We start from the raw sequence: 25,989 nt of genomic DNA, 5'->3' as shown, positions 1-25,989 counted from the left end.
TATGACAGTATATTTTCTCTGAAAAATTAGAGCTTTACGGCAGAGGAGAAACTGATAAATTAGTTTTATATACAAGTCAATAATATTGTATATAAAGGCAAATTTATCTAAGTTTGTTTGTTACAATAAAATAATCTTATGATACAGCGTATTCAAACGGTTTGGTTATTATTAGCGGGAGTGACTATTTTCGCATTGTTTCTGTTCCCTTATCTGCAGTATATCGATGTGGCGGGAATAGGAAGAAAATTATTAGTGTCAGGGTCTTATACTGCTGTTAACGGTGAATCTGTCAAAGAAGAATCTTTTATTTTGCAGAGTATTGCTACAGTGGTTTTAGGATTGATTCCGGTATATATCATCTTTAAGTTTAAAGACCGCAAAATGCAGATCAAACTGATTTTGTTACAGATGGTTCTGGTTGTTTTATTCTTTTTCTGGCTTTACTCTTTTTCCGGAGATATTTTATCCAAAACATCCCAATATCTTTCAGCAAGTAATATTGGAGTGGGATTTTTCTTATTCCCGGTTGCTATAGTATTCTTATCTCTTGCTTTCGGTGGTATCCGTAAAGATGAGCGCCTGATTAAATCAGCTGAAAGATTACGTTAATGGATTATACGCAACGAGAAAAACTGATCCGCAATTATGTAGAGGCCTACAATCAGCTGGATATAGCAGGTATGCTTGCGGATCTGGATGACGAAATCCGTTTTGTTAACATTACCGACGGAGAGATCAACTTATCTTTATTAGGTCGCCGTGCATTCTGGGATCAGGCTGTACAGGCTGCAGAGTTGTTTTCGGAACGTAAACAGGAAATTTTGGCTGTTAAGCATTCTCCTGAGGAGACTGAAATCGAAATCGACTATTCGGCCAAATTGGCTGTGGATTTGCCTAATGGTTATGAACGCGGGCAGGTCATCAGTATGAAAGGCCGGTCGATATTCAGGTTCGGAATGGACAAAATTGTCAGCCTGACGGATATAAGTTAGCCCTACAATTGCGCTTTTAATCTCTCTTAACAGGTATTATTCTTTTATTTAAGGTGTTTTCCCCCTCAACACTTAGGGCTTCTGTGTGTACTTATAGTAATTATACCGCACAGCATCATGAAAGCTTACCTATATTATACTCTCTTATCTGCAATTGCATTTGGCTTAAGCAGTTGCCAGAAACCCACGTCCATTAAAAATGCACCACTGACAGATTCGGTAGTATCTGCCTCGATATTGGATTACAATATTTATTTTGATGCCGAACGGTTTTTTATAAAAACTGTTGAAAGCGGACTTAAATTAAAAAATGCTTCAGAACAAGCCCTACAGATGGCCAGTTCCGATTCTATCCGCAATCTTGCACTGGCATTAAAAGAATGCCATACTAAAGATGTGGCACAGATCATCGCTTTAGGAGATAATATGAATGTGGCTATTCCTGCAGTCATGAATGTCATTGATGCGCAGCAAGTTTCAGATCTGAGGGAAGAAAAGAATACGGATTTTGATTATAGATTTATAAAAATGGTTATTGAAGATTATGAACGCAGCATTCCCCTTTTTGAACAGGCTGTTTCGGATGCCAATAACTCTGAGATACGTAATGTGGCATCTTCAGTTCTTCCTAACTTATATGCTCAGCTATCCAAAGCCAGAATTATAGAGCGTGTATATTTCAGAGACAGATTGATAAGTAAACAGTAAACCTTTATTTATATCCTGATGTTTATAATATAAAGTGTAGGATTATGGATAAATTGGCGCAATACCATAAGAAGCGTAATTTCAAGGAAACTGTGGAACCAAAAGGTTTTGCAAATTCGGGTAAACCGGCGAAATTGCGATTTGTTGTCCAGCGACATCATGCCAGTCGTCTGCATTATGACTTCCGGTTGGAAATGGGGGGAGTACTCAAAAGTTGGGCAGTACCTAAAGGACCTTCTCTGTTTCCGCAAGATAAGAGACTTGCGGTGCAGGTGGAAGATCATCCTGTTGACTATGCAGGCTTTGAAGGAGAAATCCCTAAAGGAAACTATGGAGCGGGAACCGTTTCTATATTTGACGAAGGTTATTTCCAGCCTTTGGGGGACGGTAACGAGGAAAGTCTGTTGGATGATGTGGAACGGGGTTCGGTTAAGGTTATTCTTCACGGAAAAATATTAAAAGGAGAGTTTGCCTTAGTTCGTATAAAAGATGGTGATGGTAAATCCTGGCTGTTGATCAAACACAAAGATAAGTTCGCTGTAGAAAAACCCTATAATGCAGAGGACTATGTCAGTAAGAAGATTAAAGATGAGGGAGACCAATATAAAACAAAGTCAAGAAAGATATTAAAGGGGAAACCAAGATCTACTGCTTCTGCTGTCAAAAATGTAGATGTTGAATTACTTGAACCAGTCCCCATGTTAACGAGACTCGCTACGGATTTACCGGAGGAAGAGGGTTGGTTGTATGAAAAAAAATATGATGGTTTTCGAATAATTGCTGTTAAGACCGCCAAAAAAGTTGTGTTGTATTCCCGTAATGGTAAACAGATGAACAAGCTATTCCCGAGTGTAGTCAAAGCTTTGTCGGCTCTGGACCGCGATGTTTGGCTGGACGGGGAAGTTGTCATTGAAGATAAAAATGGTAAAGCTCAGTTCCAGCTTTTGCAGAGCGGAGAACCTCTACCTCCTTCACTCGTAATTCGCTATTATATTTTTGATATCCTGAGTCTGGATGAAAATGACCTTAGTCAGTATACCCTCAAGGAACGAAAAGATTTGCTTCAATTGCTGTTAAAAGGATTGCAACAATCTGTAATAACGCCTGTGGAAGCATTGACGGGCATAGTCTCAAAAATCCAGAAACAGGCTGAAAAACAGGGTTGGGAAGGAGTCATAGCAAAAGATACGGAGAGTTTGTACTATGCCGGAAAACGGAGTAGTCAATGGCTTAAAGTTAAATTCCGAAAAACTCAGGAAGCTGTGATCTGCGGATATACAAAGCCTCAGGGAAGTCGTTCTTTTTTCGGAGCTTTAGTGCTGGGATATTACGATAAGGATCATTGGATATATCTAGGGAATTGTGGAACAGGCTTTACGGAGGATATTTTAAAAGATATCTTTGATACACTAAAGGATACGAAAAAGGCAGATAAACCTTTTGGTGCACAAGTGGTAGTGGCTAAAGAAAAGGAAGTGACATGGGTGAAGCCTGCTTTGGTGTGTGAAGTCTATTATTCGGAATGGACAGCAGACAGGCATCTTCGTCATCCTGTTTTTAAAGGATTGCGCATGGATAAGAATGTGAAGGATGTACAGATAGAAGGGGATGAACAAGAGATGGTGAAAGATAAGGTTGTTACAATCGACCGTCATCAGGTAAAGCTTACTAATCTGGACAAGATATACTGGCCTTCGGATGGATATACTAAGGGGCAGTTGTTAACATATTATGAGAAATACGGAGATCTTGTATTGCCCTATCTTAAAGATAAACCCATTTCCATGCATCGTTTCCCAAATGGTATAGAAGAAAAGAGTTTTTTTCAAAAAGATGTAGACATAAAGCAGATTCCTGGGTGGTTGCGCACTGTTCCCATGTATTCGGAAAGTACAGATAAGGACATCGATTATCTGATCTGTAATAATAAGGCAACCCTGCTTTACATTGCAAATTTAGGATCTATAGAAATTAATCCGTGGCTGTCTACCTATAAAAAGAAAGAATATCCGGACTTTGCCGTGTTGGATCTGGATCCCAACGGAGCTGATTTTGAGGATTTGATAGATGTTGCCAGCACTGCCCATCGTCTCTTTAAGCAGGCTGGTGTGACAGACTATATTAAGACATCCGGATCTACAGGCTTGCACATATACCTTTATGTAAATAAAAAATACACATATGATGTAGTCCGTGATTTTATACAGCTTATCGCAGAGATGATCCATGAAGAACATCCGGATACAACAAGCCTGATCAGAGATCCCCGGAAAAGGAAAGGTCTGATCTATCTGGATTACCTGCAGAACCGGCGGGGACAAACTATTGCAGCTCCCTATTCTGTCCGCCCCAAGGCAGGTGCCACCATCAGTACGCCTTTGCATTGGAAAGAAGTAAAGGACGGTCTGGATATCAGACAATTTAATATTGCTTCTATTGCTGATCGTTTGGAAAAAACGGAGGATCCATGGGCGGATATTTTTGATCATCCTGCCGATATCAAAAAGGCATTAGAAAGATTTTAAGCTAAACTAGCTTTCAGCTGCGCTAGCAGATCTGCTGCTTTTGTATTTTCTACAGTCATCTTTCGGATAGTTGCCCGTTTGCCTTTGTCTTTCTGTTTGATGATTTTGAGCAGATCACGTGTATATTCATTTTTATATCCGGAGATATCAAAGCTATGGCTGTGTTGTTTGATAAGCTGTAAGGCCATATCCATTTCATCTTTCTTGATCTTAGAGGCTCCCGGAATCTTTAATTCTTCAGCTGAGCGAATCTCTTCTTCAAAACGGAGTTTATTGAGTAAAAGCATATTCTGGTAGGGTTTTATGATGACCAGATTTTCAATATTGCGCATAACAAAGGATCCTAAACCTGCAGTTTTGCTTTTTTCTAATCCTTTTAACAGTAACTGATAGGCTTTCTCTCCGCCCTTCTGAGGCTCTAAATAATAGGGGGTGTCAAAATAAATACTATCTATTTCTTCCAGTTTGACAAAGGACCGGAGATTGATCATTTTATTTTTTTCAGGACTTGCATCTTCAAAGTCCGCATCCTCCAGGACGACATATTTATCTTTCAGCATATATCCTTTGACAATATTTTCCCATGCGACTTCTTTACCTGTCTTCTCATTCACCCTTTTGTACTTGATATTTGACTTATCTTTCCGATCCAGCATGTCCAGATCCAGTGAACTGCTTTGTGTGGCACTGTATATCTTAATTGGGATATTAACAAGTCCAAAACCGATTGCTCCTGTCCAAATTGCTCTCATATTAATATAAACAACGTAATGAATAGAAGGTTTCGGCGTATGCGGTTGATTTTTAATGTTTTGAGCAGGCTTCCGAAAGACTGCTTTGTATTATTAAATAGACAATGAGAGTTGAATGTACCTGTACCAAATTCTTTTCCATGTTCGGTCATTCAAATTTTTCAATTTCATCGGGGTTAAATACGCGTATAAATACGTATCTGTCTAGCTGATATTATGGCTTTTTAAATCGTAAGGGGAGGGGTGTTGGTTTAACCAAAAGTTTACAGGTATTTATACGCTTTTTGAAAGAAAAAAACAACTCTTTTTAGCATGCACTTTGAATAATGTCTTGCGATGATTCAACAAAATAGAGTTAACTGTAAAATGCTTCAAAGCGGAAATAAAAAATCTACTATTATGACTAGAAACGAATTTAATACTCAGGTTATGGAGCAAACTAATGAACTCCGGAGCTTCGCAAAACGCTTTACAAAAGATAATGAGGAAATCAATGATCTTCTTCAGGAGACGTTTCTCAAAGCGGTGACTTACTTTCAGAATTTTAAAGAGGGGACTAATCTTAAAGGCTGGTTGTATACTATTATGAAGAATACCTTCATTAACGGATACCGCAGAGTTTCTAAGACTCAATCATTCATTACAACAGAAGAAGAAGTAAGTTCTTCTCAGATGTATTTTTCTGCTGTTCATAATTGGGGAGAAAATAAATTTGTAATGGATGATATACAACATGCACTTTCCGAACTGGATAAAGGCTGTTATGTTCCTTTCACCATGTATTTTGAGGGTTATAAATACTACGAAATTGCTGAACATCTTAATCTGCCTGTTGGGACGGTCAAAACCCGGATTCATATGGCCAGGAAAAAACTGAAGAATGTTTTAGCCGTTTATCAATAATATATAATTATACCATTTTTCTTTTCCCTCAGGCACTGACTGTTTACAGTCTCTGGCTTGAGGGATTTTTTTTGCTGCCCCATCCCAGGTTCACAATGAGGCGTGTCTGCGTGAAATTTATGCCGAAGCAAGAGATAAAAGAAATTTTAAAAATGATTTTTCGGCAATTTCTGTCACCGACAGCTTGTCTTTACTTTTCTTTGCTATACGATTTAATACAGGTGCAAGACGCCGATCCAGGTATTGATTTTGCAACTCCGGATGTATATAATAGTTGCGGGTGACGGTTCGTGTATTTCCTAATTTAGATGCTACCTCATCTATAATGTGGACCAGATTCTTCTTTCTTTCGGTTTCAGTTTCAGCAACAGGCATTCCGGCCATGACAATCAATGCAAGCGTACAACCCGCCCATGTCCTGAAATCTTTGCATGTGTAATCGTCCTTCATGGCCTCTTTGAGATAGGAGTTGATATCACCTGAGTCTAAGCGTACAACTTCACCATTCTTGTTATAATATTGAAAGAGTTCCTGTCCGGGTATATCTTTAATATTTTTTAACAATTTCACCAGTTTGGGTTCTTTAAGATATACTTGTTGTACGACTCCTTTCTTGCCTTTGAATTTGAAAAAGACCTTGTTGCTTTGGATTTTAATATGTTTGTTTTTCAGGGTTGTCAATCCAAATGATCCATATTCCGCCTCGTATGCTTTATTGCCTGCTCTGATATACGTGAGACTCATAATGTTCACAGCAATGGCACAAACTTTTTCCTTTGTGAGTTTCTTGCGTCTCAGATCTTTCTTTAATTGTGCGCGCAGAAGTTTTAGCTTTCTGGCAAATCCCTCCAGGCGATCAAATTTTTTCAGATTTCTGAAAGCAGACCAGTCATTATGATACCGATATTGTTTACGGCCACGTGCATCTATACCTGTCGCCTGTATATGCCCGTTTGCCTTCTTACAGATCCATACCTGCTGCCAGGCAGGAGGAAGGACTAATGCACGGATACGGTCTAATACCTTCTTGTCAGTTATTTTACCTTTATCGGAGAAGTAAACGAATTTTCCGTTTTTCTCTTTTCGGGTATATCCGGCTTGCTGGTCAGATACATATCTAAGCTTTATATCGAGTGCCGCATGTGGCATAGCTGCAGAGGTCTTCATAAATTACTGCTTTGAAAAATAAGACCCCACATCTTTTAAAAATGCAGGGTCAAGGTTACTGTTGTGTTATTGTAATTGATCGATTTCAATGATTTCTTATAGCATCTATAAGTTTGCTTTTAGTCATGCTATGTCTTCCTTTTATTCCTATTTTTTTTGCTTCCGCCAAAAGCTCAGATTTTTTTCGTACATCAAGATTACTGCTTTTCCCTCCTTTTCGGCCGGCATCAGGCGTATTGGCAATACGGGCGGCTTTTTCTTTACTCATGCCTTTATTGCGCAGAGCTTCGTATTTTTCGTCATCTTTGATTTGATTTCCGTGATCTTTGCTCATGATCCATACCTTTAAAAAAATCTATAAATCTATAACGGCAACTGCGGATGTTTGTTTAGAAGACAGTAACGAACAGGTATTATTCCTGTGCTTTCAGGTATTTTTACTTCACAGAATCCTGCTGGACCCAGATTAATTTATTCAGGTCATAGCCTGCCTCCTTAGCTTTGACCAGATATTCTCTTTTGATTTGATCCGGAAGAGTTGGTGTGCGTGAGAGGATCCACAGGTAATCCAGGTTTTTGCCCGCTATGAGCGCATACTGATATGCCGAATCAAGTGCAATTACATTGTATCCTGAATAGAACGGACCAAAAAAGGAAACTTTTAGCATCCCCTGAGTCGGTTCATTTACAAATTTGGCTTTTCCAACAGCCTCCTTTTGTTTACGTTCCACTGTATCAAATCCTGTATTAACTACTTTTATAGAGCCATCCTTATTGAGAGAATAAGTGGCCGTTGTATTTTTGAGGTTTTTCTCAAATTTGAAGTCAAATCGTGCTATTTCGTACCATTTACCAAGATAACGGCTTTGATCAAAATTTTCGATAGCTTTCACATTTTCCGGAATGGTCTGGCATTGGACGAACAAAAAGGAAATAAGTGCACAGATGACGAGCAGACTAAAGTAAGCGTGTTTATTTTTCATATGTATACGGTAAATATTTAATAAGATAACAATTGAGAATGTGAACTGGTTTTCCTGAAACACTAATTCTGATTGTCTGTGCAATTTACGGAATTCTTCTTATTAACCCCGAAAATACAGAATGAAGGTTTCGGTGTATAAGCCTTATATTTGCACTTATATTATGAATTCTTTTCTCCAGTTCTTCGATTTCAAGCAAAAGGTAAATTACCGGGTCGAGATCCTTGCGGGTCTGACTGTCGCTATGACTATGATTCCTGAATCCTTGTCCTTTGCTATTTTGGCAGGATTGAGCCCTTTGACAGGTTTATATGCTGCCTTCCTGATGGGGCTGATCACAGCTGTGCTTGGCGGCCGGCCGGGAATGGTTTCGGGAGGAGCGGGAGCCACAGTGGTGGTGCTGATTGCTTTAGCCGCAACGCATGGTGTGGAATATTTGTTCGCTGCGATTATTCTGGGTGGAGTACTTCAGTTTCTGGTGGGGCTGTTCCGCTGGGGAAAGTTTGTACGGCTAATTCCGCAACCGGTGATGTATGGCTTTCTGAATGGTCTGGCTATCATCATATTTATGGCACAAATTCATCAGTTTAAGGTCGTGGAGGATGGCGTCAGTCACTGGTTGTCCGGTACGGCTCTTTATACGATGATCGGACTGACTGTGCTTACGATGTTGATTGTCTATTTCTTTCCTAAACTGACCCGTACGATTCCGGCTTCATTGGTGGCAATTATGGTCATCTTTGCAATCGTTCTTGCCGGAGGTATAGAGACTAAGACAGTATCTGATATTGCATCAGTGAGCGGATCCCTTCCTGTTTTTCATATCCCGTCTGTTCCGCTGACATGGGATACACTGCAACTCATATTTCCATATGCACTGGTTATGGCCGGAGTAGGACTTATTGAATCTTTGCTGACACTTTCTATGGTGGATGAAATCACCAATACAAAAGGAAACTCAAACCGGGAAGCCATGGCACAGGGTACTGCGAATATAGTGAACGGTTTTTTCGGAGGAATGGGCGGATGCGCTATGGTCGCACAGACCTTAGTGAATCTGAATGCCGGTTCCAGAGCCAGACTTTCGGCTATAATAGGCGCATTGACTATATTGATTATTATTCTGATTGGCAGTCCTGTTATTGAACGTATTCCCATCGCCGCTTTGGTAGGCGTGATGATAATGGTTTCTATAGGTACCTTTCAGTGGGTTTCGGTACGGCTTGTCAATAAAATGCCTAAATCGGATATTTTTGTGGGCGTACTGGTAGCAGCTATAACCGTGCTGCTCCACAATCTGGCTTTAGCAGTTTTGGTTGGGGTCATTATATCTGCTCTGGTGTTTGCATGGGACAATGCCAAAAGAATCCGTGCCCGCAAGAGTATAGATGCGGAAGGCAATAAGATTTATGAAATAAACGGTCCGCTTTTCTTTGGTTCAGCCACTCATTTTACAGAAAAATTCGATGTAATTGAAGATCCGGATCAGATCATTATCGATTTTAAGGAAAGCAGATTGGTAGATATGACTGCTATCGATGCGGTACATAAGCTGACATCTAAATACGCAGAGAACGGGAAGCGTGTAATACTACGTCATCTGAGTGCGGACTCCCGTAAATTGCTTGCTGATGCGGACGGTCTGATTGAAGTAAATGTAGAAGATGACCCTACCTATAAAGTGATGCCTGAATAAGAAGTATTTCCTTTTTGATGTCCCTCTTTGTTTATTTATCTTTAAGAAATCAAATTCTTAAAAAGGTATCACAATGCACTTTACGGCAGTTATTGATAAAATAGGTATTAATCCTTTTGTGTTGGTTCCCGATCTTGTTTTGCTGGAACTGATAACAGCTGCCGGCCAGCATAAGGGAAAAATTCCTGTATCCTTAACCATTGACGGGATTGATTTTACGCAGACTTTAGTTAAATATGCCGGCGAATGGCGCCTGTACATCAATGGTCCTATGCTCAAAGCTACAGGAAAGACTGTTGGTGATACGGCAGCATTTACTGTAAAATTTAATCGGGATAAACCTGAAGTTCAAATACATCCGCTTCTAGCCAAAGCTTTACAGCAAAATGCAGAAGCACACACTGTTTTCCAGAGCTTATCTCCATCCCTGCAATTGGAAATTGTGCGTTATATCTCTCATTTAAAGCAGGAGGATAGTATTGCACGCAATGTCGGAAAAGCAATACAATTTTTGTTAGGAAAAGAAAGATTTATAGGTCGGGAGCCGATAAAAAAGAATTTCTGAAGTCTTGTTAATTACTGAGGAATATCAGAAAAGCAGATTTTAATATAAACCCCGCTTTAATCACAATTAAATACAGAATAGAATTATTCTGCCTTCGAATTTAAATTTGTGTCTGCAATGCCTGTTAAAGTTTCATCACAGTTTTTTTCTTCTTCGAGTGTCATTAATAAGAGCTTTAAGCTTTCTTTATTGCCCAATACTTTTGCAAATGCAGCTAATGTACCGTAGGTCGCTATTTCATAGTGCTCTACTTTCTGTGCTGCGGCAATGATACCTGCATCTCTTACATGTCCTACTTCCGTTTCTTCCATTATACTTTCACCTTCTTCGATAAGGCCTGCCATAGCGTCGCATTTTTCGGCTTTAGCTTTTTTACCCAATGTTTCAAAGCATTTTTCTAAACGGCTGATATGTTCTTCTGTTTCTTTGATATGCTTCTGAATTGCTTTTTTAAGTTGTGGGGACGTCGCATTTTTATCCATCTTGGGGAGTGCCTTGGTCAGCTCTTTTTCTGCCCAATAGATATCTTTCAATCCGTCTTCGAACAAATCGGCAAGATCTTTAGCCGCTCCGGATTTAGCCTTGATCTTTGAATCTTCTTTATTTGAGGATTTCGCAGATGCATTTTTTGATGCACTGCTGCTTTTTGCTGTTGTAGTTGCCATAATTATCGGATTTATGTTTTTAAAGTTTTAAACAAATTGTTATCAGAAGAACGTTTTAATAATCAGATAGTTCTGCTCCTGCGGTTAAGTTTTTAATAATGCGTACTTCTACAAAGACATACGTATTAATGCTCAACTATACCGGTCAAGTAAACTTTGCTTATAGTCTCTTGTTATATAAAAGATGAAGCTCTGGTTTAATTAAAGAAAAATGTAAGATGAGTACAACAAATTCGAGAGGCAGCAGTATTGTTAAAGATTTCTTTTCCATTATAAAGACATCCGCTATGGGTTTTATAAATGAGGATTGTCTCAAGTATAGTGCTTCGTTGGCCTATTATACTATTTTTTCGATAGGACCTATTTTAGTCTTAATTATCTCTCTGGCAGGTGTGTTTTTTGGTCAGGATGCGATAGAAGGCAAAGTATTTACGGAGATGAAAGGTCTGGTAGGCCCCAGTGCAGCGCGTCAGATACAGGAAGTGATCATGAATCTCAAATTATCAGGCAAGTCAAATCTCGCTCTTGTTGTGAGTATAATTACCTTGTTGATCGGAGCTACATCTGTATTCGGAGATATTCAGAATTCGATAAACAGAATTTGGCATGTACGAGCCAAGCCTAAGAAGGGATGGGTAAAGGTTATCAAAGACCGCTTATTGTCTTCGTCACTTGTAATCAGTCTGGGTTTTCTGCTAATGGTTACGCTAGTGGTAAATGGGGTCATACTTGCATTTACAGATCGTTTACAGCGTTACTTTCCGGATATTACAGTCCATCTGTTGGACGCAATCAATTTTTCAATAAGTTTCGGAGTGATATTTATTCTGTTCGGAATTATATTCAGGGCGTTACCCGATGTAAAGATTGAGTGGCGTACCGTACGTTCAGGGGCTTTTTTTACAGCTATATTATTCGTTATCGGACGATTTGTGATCGGATTGTATCTACAGACTTCGGGTACCGAATCTACTTATGGAGCTGCAGGATCAATTATATTAGTCTTACTATGGGTATATTATACGGCTGCCATACTCTATTTCGGTGCTATTTATACACGTGAATATGCAGCTATAAAGGGTATTCCGATACAACCCTCTGATTTTGCAGTACATGTCGAAGAGAAAGAGGTTGAAAAAGAAGTGAAAGTGCTTCCTCCTCCTGATCACGACAAAACATAGCAGTAAAGAGCTAATCTTCCATATGCTGAAGTCTGATGACAACAGTTGTACCTTTGCCCAATTCGCTGAGGATATCAATTTTGCCATTCAGTCTTTCGACAATCCGTTTTACAATCGCGAGACCTATTCCCGTTCCTTCATAAGAAGAAGCATTGGGTAATCTTTTGAAGATTTCATAAACCGTCTTCAGTTCTTCGGAAGCGATACCGATTCCGTTATCCTGTATTTCGTACCTTATCCAGTCCTCCTCTACAATACTGTCTATGATGATCAGAGGGACTTCTTCTTTACTGGAATATTTCACAGCATTGTTGATGATGTTCATAAACAATTGGTAGAGCAATGTTTTTTCACCCCATACTGGAAGTAGTACCCCCGTCTGAATACTGGATGGAGGCATATCATAAATTTCCAGACATTGCTGTACGATCTGCTGAATGGTTGGTGCAATCTCTATACGTTCTGGTTTGAAGTTATAGACCCTGGCTCGTGAGAATTCCAGAATCTTAGACATCATGTTCTCCATTAACGATACCGCATCCAGTATATTGGTAGATACTTTATTGAGAAATGTGGGATCTATTTCCTTTCGCATCTTCATCAACTGAGCGGACAGCTTTATTGTTGAAAGCGGATTTTTCAGATCATGCGTTACCGTACTGGAATAGGTATCCAGCGTATTATTCAAGAGTATAAGTTCTTTGTTAAGGTTCTTGATTTCGACCGACTTGCGGAGCATACTTTCTCTGATGAGTTGTCGGACACGTCGCATAAAATAGATGTCATTTTTGTTCCATTTCATTGCTGTCCCTTCAACTGCATCTCTCCATACTTCAAAAGACATACGGGGAGACGGATAATACTGATCTTTTTGAGAGTCGTATTTTAATACCTTTTCCGGTTTTCCTGCCCATTTTTCTTCATACACATATTCTTTTCTGAACCAATAAATGCTAAAAGTACGGCTACTGTCAATATCAACTTTGCCGATCCCGGCAAAACAAGGACAAAAGCTGAAGTTGCCGCTGTGGTTCAGAAGAAAATTATGGTCCTTAAAGAGTAGCTTATCGGTGAAATCATTGATATATTGATGTATACTTTCAAGTTCCTTTAAAGAAGGAGCAACCCCCTGTGTGATAATGCGATCCGAATAGCGTATAGCAACTCCGTCGGCATGGATGAGTTCTCCGAGCGACTGAATAGATGAAGCCAGTGCGGAGAGAATATCGTTCTTTATGAGGAGCTTCTCTTTAAGTTCCAGTTCAAACGTATTGATCTCCCGTAGTGCTTGAAGATCTTTTTCTTTAACATTACTGAGATATTTGGTGACAGCATATTGTGTCAATAAGACGGCCAGGTGTCTTTGAGCCAGATCCACAGCTCTTGCTGTCCTGTGCTGACAAGTTACCAATCCCCAAAGCTTATCATGTACAATAATAGAAAAGCTTATGCTCGATTGTGCACCCGCATTTTCCAGATATTGTAAATGAACAGGTGAAAGTGCCCGTATAGTGGTGTAGGTCAGGTCAAAATCTAATTCACGTTTACTTCTGATCGGAAAGGTCGGAGCAGATATATCTGCGGTCAACCTTGCCGGATGTATAAGATAAAGTGCGCGTGCCTGCTTTGGGATATCAAACTCCGGATAGCGTAATCCCAGGTGAGGTTCACAATCTTCTGCTACACGTTCGGCAATGACCTTGCCGCTACCATCCTCCAGAAACTGATAGATCATAACCCTGTCAAACCTGATGACATCATGGATGCTTTCGCAAAGTTCTTCCCATACCTTTTGATTAGAACGGTCTATCTTTTTTGAATACGAATATAAGTTCAGCCAGGATGCAGGTGTATTCCCTGAAGCCTCAAATTCAAGATAGATGTAATCGTTCACCCTATATATACTGAGGTAGTAGTTCGATTGTCCGATCTTTAGTTCGATAACGGAACGACCTTCTGTAGAATGAGAAAAGTGGTCAAGTCGTCCGCTAATTTCTTCTATGTAATCAGCAAAATGAAAAGAAAGGAATTTAACAGCATCCTGTTCAAGATAAAGGTCAAGTTCCTCTTGCAGATAGTTTCCCCAATTTTCACTGATAGCTGATATAACGAGCCGCTGATCCAATATTAATAACAGGCCGAAATGTTGTACACGGCCACATAAATGGATGGGTTCATTTTCACACAGAATCTGATTGGGGATCATAGATAGCGATTTTTTATAAAGTTAAACTTTAAAATTGATATTTCACGTCCCGCTAACAGAAGAAATGATAGATTTCAGATACACAACCGTTGTATGAATTACATTCAATGTCAGATTCTTATTTAATTACGAAATAATTCGGAAGCAAAACTTCATCCTCAACGAATAAGATGCAAAAAAAGGCGTGAAGTTATATTTGAGCCGCTAACTCCGGACTATAATTTTTTCAAACAGACAAACAATTTGGGATAGAATACCGTTCTAAAATAAAATCAAATCTTATGACCCTGAATGTAGTCAGAAAAAATATCTTTTTTAAGCCCGATTCCAGACGTGTATTAGCCCGTTATTTTAATCTCAGCGTAGAGCGATCCATCAAAATAGTTCAGCGTGTGCTCAAAATGAGCAAGCAGGAGAAAGCCGATACACTTAATCAGGTTCTGCGTAATTTCTCCAAACGGCATCGTAGTGTCGTCTCTATTCTGGAGAAAAACTATAAGAGAACCGAAACGATCCTCAGGGAAATGAATATCGAGGATGAGGATGTTACATACAAGGAAAAGCTGCTGATAGGAGCCTATTTCACGATGGAATATTCTATTGAAGCAGCTGCATTTTTCAATCCATCGGTGGTAGAATCGCCTGATCAGACACAATTAAAAGAAGGAGAAAAACGGATTATCCTTAGTTTTAGAGCAACAGGCGAAGGACATGTATCCTCTATCGTATTCCGTTCGGCCATTATAGATAAAGATCTCAATATCCATCTGGATGAAGTCGGAACATTGTTGGAAAAACCCAAGCAATTTAAAAGTCATCGTTATCAGAAAGAGGATTTTATAGACAAACTGTTGCAGATGCATGATCCCGAGGAAGATGTACTGACTGTTATCAGGGCCAAACTAACAGATTCCTTTACATATGAAGAACTCCGAAGATTTGTCAGGGAAATGCAGCAGGAAAATGAATTGACTCCGGACAGCCAGACGCTGATGTCCCAAATTATGTGGCTGGCTTCTTCTCATTATGAAATGACTTATTCTCTGGACACTTCTATCTCGGAAAGGGTTATTTTTCCTATCTCGGATACGGAGAAAAATGGAATCGAGGACGCCAGATTTGTACGTTTCAGAGGAGAGAAAAATCAGCAGACCTACTATGCCACCTATACCGCTTATGATGGGTTCACGATTCTGCCGAAACTGATGTCTACCAAAGATTTTATTCATTTTAAAGTGCAGCCTATTAACGGTAAGATTGCAAATAAAGGTGCGGCTCTGTTCCCGCGAAAAATAAAAGGTAAGTATGCTATGCTATGTCGTGTAGATGGTGAAAATAATTACATTGCATTCTCTGAAGATATCAATATCTGGCAACAGGATATTACCTTATTGAAAGAACCTGAATATCCCTGGGAACTGGTACAGTTAGGCAATTGCGGGTCGCCTATAGAAACTGAAAAAGGATGGCTTGTACTGACACATGGGGTAGGGCCAATGCGGGAATATACTCTAGGAGCCATTTTACTGGATCTGGAAGATCCAACTAAGATTATCGGAAAACTAAATGAACCCTTATTATATCCGAATGCAGATGAAAGAGAAGGGTATGTGCCAAATGTGGTATACTCCTGCGGACAGATTATTCATAACGGGCATCTTATTATCCCTTATGCCATGTCAGATTATGCGTCTACATATGCATCTGTAGAGCTTAAGGAACTACTGGATGCATTGACATAGTAAGAATTCAGGAAAGCAGACGGCTAATGTTTAAATAAGCTATCCAAAAACAGATGGTGCTTTCTGCTCCCTGATTCAGATTTACACCGTGACTGTCAAGGCCGTCACAGCAACCTTTAGAAGAATCATCATAGAGTTGAAGACCCTGTTTGTTTTTTCCAAAAAACCACAAAAAGGAACTTATCATACGCTGTTTGTATATTTTTTCGAGCGTAATATTATACATCTCCTCGTAAAGTAAGACGAGCGATGTAACTTCGATGGGTTGTTGTCCGTATATACTTGGACTTCCGCCTTCCCTATACCAGAATTCATTACCGATGATACACAGATAGTTTTCTCTGAATAATATACTATCCAGAAAATGAAAACTTTCCATCGCAGTCAGTTTTAGAGATTCATCCTCCAAGACGAGAGAAGCCCTCAGCAGACTTAATGGTAATATTGCATTGTCATACGAAATTACCTTTTCATACCAGGACCATTCGCTGGTAGAATTTTGCCGGTATTCCTCTGCAATATATTGAGCCAGATGATTGATCAACTCTTTGATTCCGGCATCTTCGGGAGATCGTTCGGAAATATGTATTAATCCCAAAAGGCTGTAACCTACAGCCCGCGGTGATCTTAAACTATAAAGATGGGGTACCACACGATCGAAAAGTTCTCTCCCAGCTCGGTGAAAACTTGGATTTACATCGCTCTTCAGCAAATATCCCAATGCCCATATGGTACGACCCATAGCATCTTCTGTGCCTTCATCATCCAAAAAGAGATGTGAAAAAGACAGGAAGTTCCTGAATTTGCCGTTTTCCAGCTGCATAAATTTTATATAAGCCAGATAGGTAGAGATCAGTTGATTGTGTTCTTCAGAAGGATCTTTTTCAAAGGCCATCAAAGCCAATATAAGCGCCCTTGCATTATCGTCAATACAATATCCGTGATGATAGTTAGGAGTGATGTATATCGCATGTTGCAGTATTCCCACATGATTGGTTAACCTTTTTACATGACTCAGATCAAAAGAAGGCAGTTTGTCTACTAATTCAGTAGTCAGATCTTCATCAAGGACAGCGGTTACCGGACTTTCAATCTCATCTATTACCTTTAAATATGATTTGTTCATTTTATTTATATGGTTTAGGAAGAGAGTCTGCTATTCCCCGTGGGAAACAGAGCGGCAATATTCTTTTTCAAATTGCGGCTATTGAATGAAATCGTTGGTTTGATATCCGTCTTTTTAAAGCTTTCTAATAAGGCTACATGTCGTTTACCGATATTAGTCCAAGACATTTCCTGTCCATATAGCTTCGCATTAGATCTGTATCTGGCCATGAGTAATGGCTCTTCCAGTAAGAGATTGATAATCGTAGCTAATCCCTCTGAGTCTTTAAAGTCAAACAGAATTCCCCGATCATTTGCCAACAGATCCTTGGCATACCAGTAAGGAGTCGAAAGTACAGCAGCACCGGCACCAATTGCAAACGACAAGGTACCACTGCTTATCTGGTTTTCATTAGGATAGGGCGTTACATAAATATCACAGGCACTCAAGTATTGAACCAGTAATTCTTCTGTAGCAAATGTGTCTACAAACTCGACTTTATCTTCTATACCCAGTTCTTTGACCTTATCCATCAGAGATTCTCTGTATATTTCCCCTTCATGGCGTATAATATTAGGGTGGGTAGATCCCAGTATAATATATTTAAAATCATTATCCTTTACAGATGCTACCGCATCAATAGCCGTTTCAAACCCTTTACTTCTTCCCAGAAAACCAAAGCTAAGCATGACTTTTTTATCAGTCAATCCAAGTTTTGTTTTTGCTGCCTCCTGATTATATTTGAAATCCGGCACCCCATGAGGAATGAGTTCGACCCGTTGAGCATCCACCTGATAAATGTCGCTCAACATATGAATTGCGCGGTCAGTCATTACTGTTATTTTACTGCTATACATAGACAGTTGTTGCAGTATACGCTGTTCATTAGGACTAGGTTGCTGAAGTACAGTATGTAAATTGGTAACAACCGGAACTTGTAATTTATACAGGAGCTCAAGAATAAATTCACCAGTATCTCCACCGAAAATTCCGTATTCATGCTGGATAATACAAGCATCATAATACGAATTGATTAAGTGTGCTGCATGTTTATAACTATCCACATCGTTGCGATCTATTACAAAAGCGACTTCATCCGGGAAGGACTCTTCTGAACCATCCGACATCGCAAATATACTGTGCGCTTCAGCAGATGATTTCACTATCGCTTTATATAAATCTTGTGTAAAAGTGGCAATACCACACTGCCTGGGTGGGTATGTTCCGATGATAGCAGTTCTCATGTATAGATAAATGTTAAATTTGTCGGCAGCTGTTTTGTGCTGTACTGATATATAAACAGCTGAATCGCCATAATGTTCCATCACAAAAGAACATATATCATTAAATGAGGGTTAATTCTTAATAAACAGGTATAAATACCGCTAAGGAAGTATTTTTACTGACACTTTTTTACTTTTTTAATCGTGTAAATTCTGGTTTTCTGTATTGAAAAATAAAAGGATGTTCTTTATGTAAAAAATATAGATATTATATGACTATTAACTATTTCAAAAAGTGAACTGCTGAAAGATTATCCGGGTTTTTACTTTCATTTTTTGCAGTTTAAATGGCTTAAGGCTATGGTCAAAAGGCAAATAAGGAGAATTTTAGCTTCGGAAACCAAGCTTTCTTCGATAAAAACGGTACAATTATTAAAATTATACCGTTTCTCATCTATTGGATTATTGTCTGGAACTCCATTCCAGCAGAGGCGCATATAAGGAATCGATTCCCTTGCCTTTGTATTCCATATAGAGTTTTAACAGTTCTTTATTAAATTCTTTAGCCTTCGGGAAGCCTTTTTTACTGATCATCATAGTATTTACATTTTCTACCATTTGATTGAAAAGGTCTTTGTCATCTGGAAGCAGATCATGAGCATAGAGAAGGAAAAGTCCCCATGTCAGATATTCGTCGAAAACTTTTACAGGTGTGGGATAGTGCTGCGTCGATCTGTTTGTGCTGTCCACCCACTTCGCTCTGTTATCAAATATACTATTGATTTTTTCTTTGTTCTTTTCGCTCACAGGACCTACATAGTTGTGATCAATTTCTGTAAATATTATCCGTGTATTAATCGCTTTTCTATAGTTTTCCGTCCATTCTTTATCTTTTTTTATGGTTGGCAAAAACAGTAAGGTCTCCTTGAAATCATTGTCTTCAAAGGTATGTGTAGCATTCATGCCGCCGATCAGAGGAGAGGTGAGCACCCTGTAACTATTTATGTTATAATCAAATTCCTTTTCCAGCCATTTCTTTTGCTCGTCAATAGCTGCAAACCTATGATATTCCTTCTTTAAATTCTTGTAAAACCTGTTATGATCTTTATAGAATTTTCGAAATTTTGATTTTTTTGCAAAATCCTCCAGGTCATTTATATAGGTGATTATGGGATTTGTTTTAGCTTCAAATTTACCGACTCCTTTTGCCGGAAAATTGTAAATACCAGTGGCTACGATTTTATCTTTCTCAAATCTGAATCCATAGGCATTACCAGCCAGAATAAAATAATTAACAATATTTTCGGATAGAAGAGTATTGAATTTATGAACCACTTCATCATCGGCATATGGAGTAAAATGAGCTATCACCTGACGATAGTATTCCGTACTCTGATCTGTCATTACCTTATTATTCTTTGCAATGTCTGTTAGCGATAGAATAATGTAGGTTAATTCCTGCAATTCATTAATCTCAATGGTCACTTTCTGATCATTTTGTTTCTTGTAGGCGGCATCAAAATTTAAATCTTTTTGTTGCCCGAAAACCGGACTCGAAGAATATAAGTACAGAATAGTGGTTAAGAATAAAATTATAGTTTTCATACTGTCTGATTGTTTCTGAATGGATTAGTACATATTTCTAATATGATTACTTTCTGTTTTCAGTTTTAGAAATACCGTTATTTTGCGGGAGCAAATATAGAACTAATTTATGTCTGACAGTACGAAAGGATTACAGATGAAGCTGTATTGCAGATAATAATTCAGGCTTCAATGATGTTCAGGACTTATAATATACCCATCCTTCAATATGTTCCAGATCCTGTGGGCGGTTCAGATCTATCAGCGTATTTATGTTCAGTTTATAATGTAAGAGGCTCTCCTCATCTAATATCTTTAGCGGATAGAAGAGCGTGTTTTCATTTGGGAGATCAATGTTGCCGTGAAGCGCTATATATCCCTCCGCCAGCAAATTGTCAATAAGAGTATCTGTAATTTTATTCAGATAGCGCATCATTTTGCTGATCCATTTCAATTCTTCCTCAACATAATCAGGGTAATGTTCTCTCACGAATCCCAGAATAATTTGTTCACCCTTCAAATCCAGGCCATCACGGATCATCCGCAGACCCATAGACCGGGCTTCTTCCTGATAGCAATCCTGACCATAGGAGAATTGAATCTCTCCTGCAATTGTACTTGCTTCGATCTTCGCACGTAAAGCCATCTGACGATTTCTCAATTCATGAATATAATTGTATGTAGTATCCATAGTCTAATTGTTTAATCTTAATTTCTCATTTGGATATACGGTTAGACCGAAGCATATAACTTAGCTTTTATCTACTGCTGTCTCTGAGGTCGCGTATGCGATCATGAGCCTGCAATTGTTTTTCAGACTGGCTTCTGATTATATCCACCACATTGATGGGAAGGTGCGGAGCTTCACGCAGTGCCTCCTGATAAGCTTTTTTGCTGGCATCCTCTCCGCGTTCACACTCCTCAAGGATGCTTTTACGGTCATGTCCGCTGAATGTAGCTTTGACATCTAACCAGAGACGGTGCAACTTGCCTGATGTACGTGTGCCAGTAGTTGGTTCTTCACCATTGATCACAACCAAAGGGTTCAGTTCGCTGTTGAATTGACGTGTTTGTTGGATATAATCTTCAAAAAGAGATCTGAGATCCAGATTTTCTTCGTCTTTAAGATCTTCTAATGCTCTGGTATATCCTTCAATTCTGTCGTTATTGATTTCAATAAGATCATTAACAATTTCAGCTGTTTTGTTTTCCGTAGTCATATCTTTTCTTTTTAATAATGAATAAATATCGATGTACTGAAGAAACGAAGATGTTCGGGAAAAGTTTAGTCTATAATTTTATGTAATATATTTAAGTTGCTGTTTGTTAGCGAGTTAAATGTTTTTGAGCTGTGATATCGGGTATTAATTATTATTCTTTCCGTATAAATACGAATTATACTTCTTTATACCTGATTGCGATGACAGGTAAACTTTAAGGTATCAATAATTGTTTTTTAGACAGATCAGCATTCCATAATGGTGTGTAACTGATAAAGAATAAAAAAACTAATAGGAGATATAATATGAACACTGAACAAAACAGAGAAGAAAATCTGGACGGACAAAAGGCGTTAGAAAAAATAAGAGAAATTGTAGATGATGCCAAAACCTGCTTTTTCTGTACGGATATACGCACAGGGGTGCCACTTTCTGTACGACCAATGACAGTACTGCAGGTAGATGATAACGGTTATCTGTGGTTTATGACCTCTTCTCAGACTCATAAGGATGAAGAAGTCGCTAAAGATCCTTTTGTCAATCTTATGATGCAAAGTGGCAAGAGAGCTGGTTTTCTGAATCTATATGGAATAGCTGAAGAAATGCAAGACCAGGAAAAAATCAATGAACTTTGGAGTCCTGCATTAGAAATCTGGTTTGATGGTCCGGAAGATCCCCGGATTGTTTTGTTAAGGGTAGAGATCTTAGAAGGCCATTATTGGGATAATAAGAATATTGCTCCTGTAGCAGCTTTCAAAATGCTGAAATCTCTGCTGACCGGAAAACCGGATCACGATGGTATTCATGGCGATCTTACCGTATAGCTGGTATCGATGTATAAAATATAAATGCGGGCATCTCTATTTTTGAAATGCCCGCATTTTTTTAAGGATTAGAATTAAAGTATTACTTCTTCCAGATAGGCTGTTACAGCACTATTGAAGAACTCTAAATCGTCAGGAGTACGGCTACTGATGAGATTGCCATCCTGAATGACTGCTTCATCTTCCCAGATTGCCCCGGCATTTTTGAGGTCGGAGCGGATATTACTGACAGAAGTCATTCTCTTTCCTTTTACATAATCAAGTTCTACAAGCGGCCAGGCTCCGTGGCAGATTGCTGCTATCAGTTTCTTTTGTTCGATAAAATGCTTAATAAAATCCAGTGCTTTGGGTAGCACACGCAAGGCATCAGGACTTAGTGTTCCTCCGGGTAAGATCAGGGCTTCATAAACGGCGGGGTCAGCCTCTGCAAGATGTACATCAATAGGATAAGAAGGACCCCAGTCAAAATGATTCCATGAACGTACAAATTCAATGTCTTTTGGCGAGACAATGTCTACCTGAAATCCCTTGTTCTGCAAATATATTTTTGGCGATTTTAATTCGATTTCTTCAAAACCGTCTGCAGCTAATATGGCTATTTTGTTCATAATAATATGTGTATAGATGTATTTAGTAAACAAGCTCATGTAAGCGATTGTTTAATGTACAGCATACATCGCGTATTAATCTGATCCGATCAGGTATATCACATAGTCCCCAACCCACAATAAAGGTTTCAAAACTTTCAGCATAGTATCTGTGTTCTATTAAAACAAATCATCATTAAAACTTAAAGACTATGGCTATTAAAAAGGAGAACGCAAAAGTTGGAATCATTAATAAGGAAAGACAACCCAAAAAGCAAAAGACTATTACATCTGTAGTTGAAAAACGTGACAAGAAACAGGAAAAGGATGGAGAAGCAGGGGTAGATCCTCAGGTCGGGCAGCTTCATACTATGCCTGATATGCATACCTACCCTAAAGAGCCTAAGAAAAAAACGTCTAAAAAATAGTTTCTATGGACGGCTTCAGAAAGATCTTTTTAGAGGGAGTGGAATGGGGGTTTCTCGGAGAGATTGTTGTTCGCTCTGTTATAATGTTTGCTTTGATACTGATTATTCTTCGGTTGTCGGGCAAGAAAGGTGTGAGGCAGTTGACCCTTTTTGAAGTGGCGATCATCCTGAGTCTGGGTTCTGCTGCCGGTGATCCAATGTTTCAGGAAGAGCTCCCGGTGCTGTATGCGTTTGTCGTGTTATTTTCCATCATACTGATTTATAAATTCGTGACATGGGCTTCATCAAAATCTGCTTTTCTCAATAAGATGCTCGAAGGCCGGGCGATGGTTGTGGTCAGAGCAGGCGAGTTTGATCTGAAACATGAGCATGACGGAGATTTTTCGAAGATGGAGTTTTTCTCTGAATTACGCAATCAATCCGTAGAGCATCTGGGCCAGGTAAAAATGGCAGTATTAGAAGTAGATGGCACAATGAGTATACTTTTTTATGCAGATAAGGAAGTAAAGTACGGATTACCCCTATTCCCGGATGATTACCGGCAGGTAAAGGAGGAGTTTCAATCTGGTCCTTTTGCCTGTATGTATTGTGGAAGAGTAGAGGAAGTAATGCCTGAAGGAGGTTTTTGTAGGCGCTGCAACCGTACAAAATGGGCGAAAGCGATGGATAGCACAAGGATTTAAATAAAAAGTCTTCCGGGGAGGAAGACTTTTAAAGAAAAATAGTTATTGAAGTGTATAAAAGAAAAGTTGTCGAATATTCTAAAGTGGCTTATTCCTGTTTCCCTGGATAATATTGCTGTTTACTAAACCTTTAAGTAGTAGTTTCCATTGTGGAAATGAAGCGCCCAAACGTGCACCCATTCCTACGAAGAAATTGCGTAATTTATCAGTAAGTGCTTCCACATCCAGATTCATAAGTTCATTTCGGCCAAAATAATTTACATTAATACTATTATTAATCCGTTGAATCTGTAAGGTAGAAGTCGCTATATCCTTAAAAAAGTGCTTGATTTCATTATCGGACTGATCAATAGGATCCGTACTTGGGCGCAATGTTAATGTTAGCGTTTGAAGATTATCTTCATCTGTTTCATCAATGCGTTCGATTCTTACGAAATCAAAACCGCGGGTACTTGATAAGCCTGGACCCGGAATGTCAATTTTAATAAAGTTTCCAACTTTTGGTAAATCAGTAGTCTCCTGGCCATTTTGATCAATTTGTATGAAAGAAGCCATAGGAAGTTCAGCTAATGCATACCAGTTATCTATTCTAAGGAGCCTGTTACGAACTATTTCATAAAAATCTTTAGCATCCACTTTCTCAGGGAAGCATATAGATTCTGAAGCATCCATACTACGGCCGGTCTGCTGAATCGGAATTTCATGTTTCATAATATCAGAGATTAGATGTACTGTAAAAACGGCGACAAGATGATGATGTTTTATAATAATTAAAGTCAGGTATTTGTCGCGGTTAAGTTGAAAAAAATTAGCGTTAAATACCTGATTTGTGCGAATAAGAAGGAAAATTCAGATCAACTCTGTATCTCTTATAAATTTAACAATTATATTTAGCGAGATATTTTCTATTATATCAGGATATATCTCTCAATAGTACTATAACGTAATCCAGAATAGCTGTAAGTTGCCTTTTTAAGTTTCAGGAAGAGGAGTTTTTATGGAAAGCTGATTCATCAGCGGAGCTTTGCTTAAATTAATAGGATAAGTTATAAAACATTTGAAAACAAGAGTTGTTGTATTACGATGAATACGGGTTAATAATAAAGTGTTAAGCGTATATAGAGTGTGTAATCAGCGAAAAATATTATGAATGAAAAAATAGGCAACGAAGCAGGGAATTGTATTGAACCTAAGCAGGAGTCTGTCAATAATAAAGCACAGTATTCGCTATTCGATGAAGATTTTGATCGGGACGAACTTTGTTTCGATATCTTTTTCAAAGAAGGTCCGTTTGGGATTCTGCTTCTTGATCGTTATTTTCAAATATCACGTCTCAACAAGAAACTGGAAAAGATGTTGAAGTATAAGCCGAATGAAATATTGGGCAGGCCTGTTTTTGAATTTCTGACAGGAGAAGATGCAATCAGTCTAAAGTCTGTTTTACAGAATAGTCAGGCGTTAAAGGCACCCTTACTTGTCAGTCTGGGGTTTGTAAAGGATAAAAATAAAGTATTAATAACAGATACTTATGTTCGCAAATACAAAACAAAGATAGGCGATGAGCAATATTGTTTGCTTATCTTTGATAAAGAGTTTAGTCCGAATGGTCAGTTACTGGAATTAAAGCAGGAGATCTACCATACTATTATTGCTACCCAGGAACAGGAACGACAAAATATTGGACATTTATTACATGACAGTACTGCCCAGCTGCTCTATGCAATCCGGCTCAATCTTCAGCATCAGACACTAAAATCGGGAGAGGAAGATTGGATGCTGCCGATCAAAGAAATGTTGAATGAAGCTATTTTTCAGATCCGGAATATATCAATGGACCTTGTGCCTTCTGTATTGCATGATTTTGGATTGAAGGCAGCGATAGGATCGATGTCTGAGCGGATTTCTATTCCGGATTTTCAGGTTATTCCTTTGGTACAGGAGAAGTGCGAGCAATTATCTGATGAAATGAAACTCGCTATCTACCGGATTGTACAAGAGCTCTTAAACAACTGTATGAAACATGCTGTGGCGACTAGAATCCGTGTCAAAGTATCGAGAAAAGAAGACTGGGTAAATGTGGAAGTAGTAGATAATGGAAAAGGATTTAAAAAAGATGTAAAAGAATGCATGGAAGAAGGGTCTGGATTGAGAAACATTCAAAGCAGAATCAATTTCTATAATGGCAGTATAAAAATAAAAACACAAAACACCGGAACTACCGTGCTTGTAACGTTGCAAGTAATATAA

General features: G+C 38.8%; 26 protein-coding genes. 13 read left to right on the top strand and 13 right to left on the bottom strand.

The genetic code is table 11. From position 1 onward, the window contains the following. Positions 1–138 precede the first annotated feature (138 nt). From I6J03_RS08175 to ligD, 4 genes are all read left to right on the top strand, one after another. Positions 139–612, top strand: a complete 474-nt coding sequence (locus I6J03_RS08175) for a DUF4293 domain-containing protein (RefSeq protein WP_002998206.1) — start codon at positions 139–141, stop codon at positions 610–612. Further along, complete coding sequence (locus tag I6J03_RS08170) at positions 612–995, top strand: nuclear transport factor 2 family protein (protein WP_003009213.1); 384 nt, start codon at positions 612–614, stop codon at positions 993–995. Before I6J03_RS08175 ends, I6J03_RS08170 begins: the two co-directional genes overlap by 1 nt. Before the next feature lie 117 nt (positions 996–1,112). Then, the gene (locus I6J03_RS08165) at positions 1,113–1,703 is read left to right on the top strand and encodes a DUF4142 domain-containing protein (protein WP_003009211.1); all 591 of its coding nucleotides are present in this window, start codon (positions 1,113–1,115) and stop codon (positions 1,701–1,703) included. Between the two features lie 44 nt (positions 1,704–1,747). Next, entirely contained in the window at positions 1,748–4,228 is a 2,481-nt protein-coding gene (ligD, locus tag I6J03_RS08160) for a DNA ligase D (RefSeq protein ID WP_003009209.1), read from the top strand. Here the strand turns inward: ligD and ku are convergent. Then, a complete protein-coding gene (gene ku, locus I6J03_RS08155; protein WP_003009207.1) occupies positions 4,225–4,980 on the bottom strand; it encodes a non-homologous end joining protein Ku in 756 nt (251 codons plus the stop codon). The genes ligD and ku overlap by 4 nt on opposite strands. 399 nt (positions 4,981–5,379) lie before the next feature. Between ku and I6J03_RS08150 the strand changes: the two genes are divergently transcribed. After that, positions 5,380–5,883 carry an RNA polymerase sigma factor gene (locus I6J03_RS08150; RefSeq protein ID WP_232279767.1) on the top strand — a complete coding sequence of 168 codons (504 nt, stop codon included), beginning with the start codon at positions 5,380–5,382 and terminating at the stop codon, positions 5,881–5,883. Positions 5,884–6,000: 117 nt separating this feature from the next. Here I6J03_RS08150 and I6J03_RS08145 read toward each other — a convergent pair whose 3' ends face one another. The 3 genes from I6J03_RS08145 to I6J03_RS08135 all read right to left on the bottom strand — a co-directional run bounded on the left by I6J03_RS08145 (position 6,001) and on the right by I6J03_RS08135 (position 8,033). Next, complete coding sequence (locus I6J03_RS08145; RefSeq protein WP_003009200.1) at positions 6,001–7,050, bottom strand: DNA topoisomerase IB; 1,050 nt, start codon at positions 7,048–7,050, stop codon at positions 6,001–6,003. An 85-nt stretch (positions 7,051–7,135) separates the two neighbouring features. Next, the gene (locus I6J03_RS08140) at positions 7,136–7,384 is read right to left on the bottom strand and encodes a DUF7218 family protein (RefSeq protein WP_003009198.1); all 249 of its coding nucleotides are present in this window, start codon (positions 7,382–7,384) and stop codon (positions 7,136–7,138) included. A 103-nt stretch (positions 7,385–7,487) separates the two neighbouring features. Beyond that, the gene (locus I6J03_RS08135; RefSeq protein WP_003009196.1) at positions 7,488–8,033 is read right to left on the bottom strand and encodes a lipocalin family protein; all 546 of its coding nucleotides are present in this window, start codon (positions 8,031–8,033) and stop codon (positions 7,488–7,490) included. A gap of 163 nt (positions 8,034–8,196) precedes the next feature. Here I6J03_RS08135 and I6J03_RS08130 point away from each other — a divergent pair, with 163 nt between their 5' ends. Both I6J03_RS08130 and I6J03_RS08125 read left to right on the top strand, forming a co-directional pair. Next, the gene (locus I6J03_RS08130; RefSeq protein ID WP_201694295.1) at positions 8,197–9,729 is read left to right on the top strand and encodes a SulP family inorganic anion transporter; all 1,533 of its coding nucleotides are present in this window, start codon (positions 8,197–8,199) and stop codon (positions 9,727–9,729) included. A gap of 73 nt (positions 9,730–9,802) precedes the next feature. Beyond that, positions 9,803–10,294 (top strand): YdeI/OmpD-associated family protein, encoded by a 492-nt coding sequence (locus I6J03_RS08125; protein ID WP_003009193.1) that lies wholly within the window; start codon positions 9,803–9,805, stop codon positions 10,292–10,294. An 83-nt stretch (positions 10,295–10,377) separates the two neighbouring features. Here I6J03_RS08125 and I6J03_RS08120 read toward each other — a convergent pair whose 3' ends face one another. Next, a complete protein-coding gene (locus tag I6J03_RS08120; protein WP_201694293.1) occupies positions 10,378–10,959 on the bottom strand; it encodes a YciE/YciF ferroxidase family protein in 582 nt (193 codons plus the stop codon). A 218-nt stretch (positions 10,960–11,177) separates the two neighbouring features. Here I6J03_RS08120 and I6J03_RS08115 point away from each other — a divergent pair, with 218 nt between their 5' ends. Beyond that, a complete protein-coding gene (locus tag I6J03_RS08115) occupies positions 11,178–12,140 on the top strand; it encodes a YihY/virulence factor BrkB family protein (RefSeq protein WP_003009188.1) in 963 nt (320 codons plus the stop codon). 10 nt (positions 12,141–12,150) lie between these two features. On the opposite strand, the gene I6J03_RS08110 is transcribed toward I6J03_RS08115, so the two are convergent. Then, positions 12,151–14,346 (bottom strand): ATP-binding protein, encoded by a 2,196-nt coding sequence (locus I6J03_RS08110; RefSeq protein ID WP_003009186.1) that lies wholly within the window; start codon positions 14,344–14,346, stop codon positions 12,151–12,153. A 281-nt stretch (positions 14,347–14,627) separates the two neighbouring features. Here I6J03_RS08110 and I6J03_RS08105 point away from each other — a divergent pair, with 281 nt between their 5' ends. Continuing rightward, complete coding sequence (locus I6J03_RS08105; RefSeq protein ID WP_003009184.1) at positions 14,628–16,088, top strand: glycoside hydrolase family 130 protein; 1,461 nt, start codon at positions 14,628–14,630, stop codon at positions 16,086–16,088. Between the two features lie 7 nt (positions 16,089–16,095). Here the strand turns inward: I6J03_RS08105 and I6J03_RS08100 are convergent, their stop codons facing one another. From I6J03_RS08100 to I6J03_RS08080, 5 genes are all read right to left on the bottom strand, one after another. After that, the gene (locus I6J03_RS08100) at positions 16,096–17,214 is read right to left on the bottom strand and encodes a hypothetical protein (RefSeq protein ID WP_003009182.1); all 1,119 of its coding nucleotides are present in this window, start codon (positions 17,212–17,214) and stop codon (positions 16,096–16,098) included. A gap of 14 nt (positions 17,215–17,228) precedes the next feature. Then, a complete protein-coding gene (locus tag I6J03_RS08095) occupies positions 17,229–18,437 on the bottom strand; it encodes a glycosyltransferase family 4 protein (RefSeq protein ID WP_039990220.1) in 1,209 nt (402 codons plus the stop codon). A gap of 441 nt (positions 18,438–18,878) precedes the next feature. Continuing rightward, positions 18,879–20,021: a DUF4932 domain-containing protein gene (locus I6J03_RS08090; RefSeq protein ID WP_003009178.1), complete on the bottom strand. Its 1,143-nt coding sequence runs from the start codon at positions 20,019–20,021 to the stop codon at positions 18,879–18,881. Between the two features lie 178 nt (positions 20,022–20,199). Next, positions 20,200–20,691 carry a hypothetical protein gene (locus I6J03_RS08085; RefSeq protein WP_003009176.1) on the bottom strand — a complete coding sequence of 164 codons (492 nt, stop codon included), beginning with the start codon at positions 20,689–20,691 and terminating at the stop codon, positions 20,200–20,202. 67 nt (positions 20,692–20,758) lie between these two features. Next, on the bottom strand, positions 20,759–21,220 hold the full coding sequence (locus I6J03_RS08080; protein WP_002998168.1) for a ferritin-like domain-containing protein: 462 nt from the start codon (positions 21,218–21,220) through the stop codon (positions 20,759–20,761). A gap of 305 nt (positions 21,221–21,525) precedes the next feature. On the opposite strand from I6J03_RS08080, the gene I6J03_RS08075 reads away from it, so the two are divergent. Continuing rightward, complete coding sequence (locus tag I6J03_RS08075; RefSeq protein WP_002998166.1) at positions 21,526–22,044, top strand: pyridoxamine 5'-phosphate oxidase family protein; 519 nt, start codon at positions 21,526–21,528, stop codon at positions 22,042–22,044. Between the two features lie 74 nt (positions 22,045–22,118). Here I6J03_RS08075 and I6J03_RS08070 read toward each other — a convergent pair whose 3' ends face one another. After that, the gene (locus I6J03_RS08070) at positions 22,119–22,691 is read right to left on the bottom strand and encodes a type 1 glutamine amidotransferase domain-containing protein (RefSeq protein WP_201694291.1); all 573 of its coding nucleotides are present in this window, start codon (positions 22,689–22,691) and stop codon (positions 22,119–22,121) included. A gap of 152 nt (positions 22,692–22,843) precedes the next feature. On the opposite strand from I6J03_RS08070, the gene I6J03_RS08065 reads away from it, so the two are divergent. Together I6J03_RS08065 and I6J03_RS08060 are read left to right on the top strand one after the other, a co-directional pair. Next, a complete protein-coding gene (locus I6J03_RS08065) occupies positions 22,844–23,059 on the top strand; it encodes a hypothetical protein (protein WP_003009170.1) in 216 nt (71 codons plus the stop codon). A gap of 5 nt (positions 23,060–23,064) precedes the next feature. Beyond that, positions 23,065–23,742, top strand: a complete 678-nt coding sequence (locus I6J03_RS08060) for a DUF421 domain-containing protein (protein WP_003009167.1) — start codon at positions 23,065–23,067, stop codon at positions 23,740–23,742. Between the two features lie 78 nt (positions 23,743–23,820). On the opposite strand, the gene I6J03_RS08055 is transcribed toward I6J03_RS08060, so the two are convergent. Further along, complete coding sequence (locus I6J03_RS08055; RefSeq protein ID WP_003009165.1) at positions 23,821–24,453, bottom strand: hypothetical protein; 633 nt, start codon at positions 24,451–24,453, stop codon at positions 23,821–23,823. A gap of 435 nt (positions 24,454–24,888) precedes the next feature. Here I6J03_RS08055 and I6J03_RS08050 point away from each other — a divergent pair, with 435 nt between their 5' ends. After that, a complete protein-coding gene (locus I6J03_RS08050) occupies positions 24,889–25,989 on the top strand; it encodes a sensor histidine kinase (protein WP_003009163.1) in 1,101 nt (366 codons plus the stop codon).

This window comes from Sphingobacterium spiritivorum, from assembly GCF_016724845.1.
Lineage (GTDB): Bacteria > Bacteroidota > Bacteroidia > Sphingobacteriales > Sphingobacteriaceae > Sphingobacterium > Sphingobacterium spiritivorum_A.
This window is presented reverse-complemented; position numbering and strand designations above follow the sequence as displayed.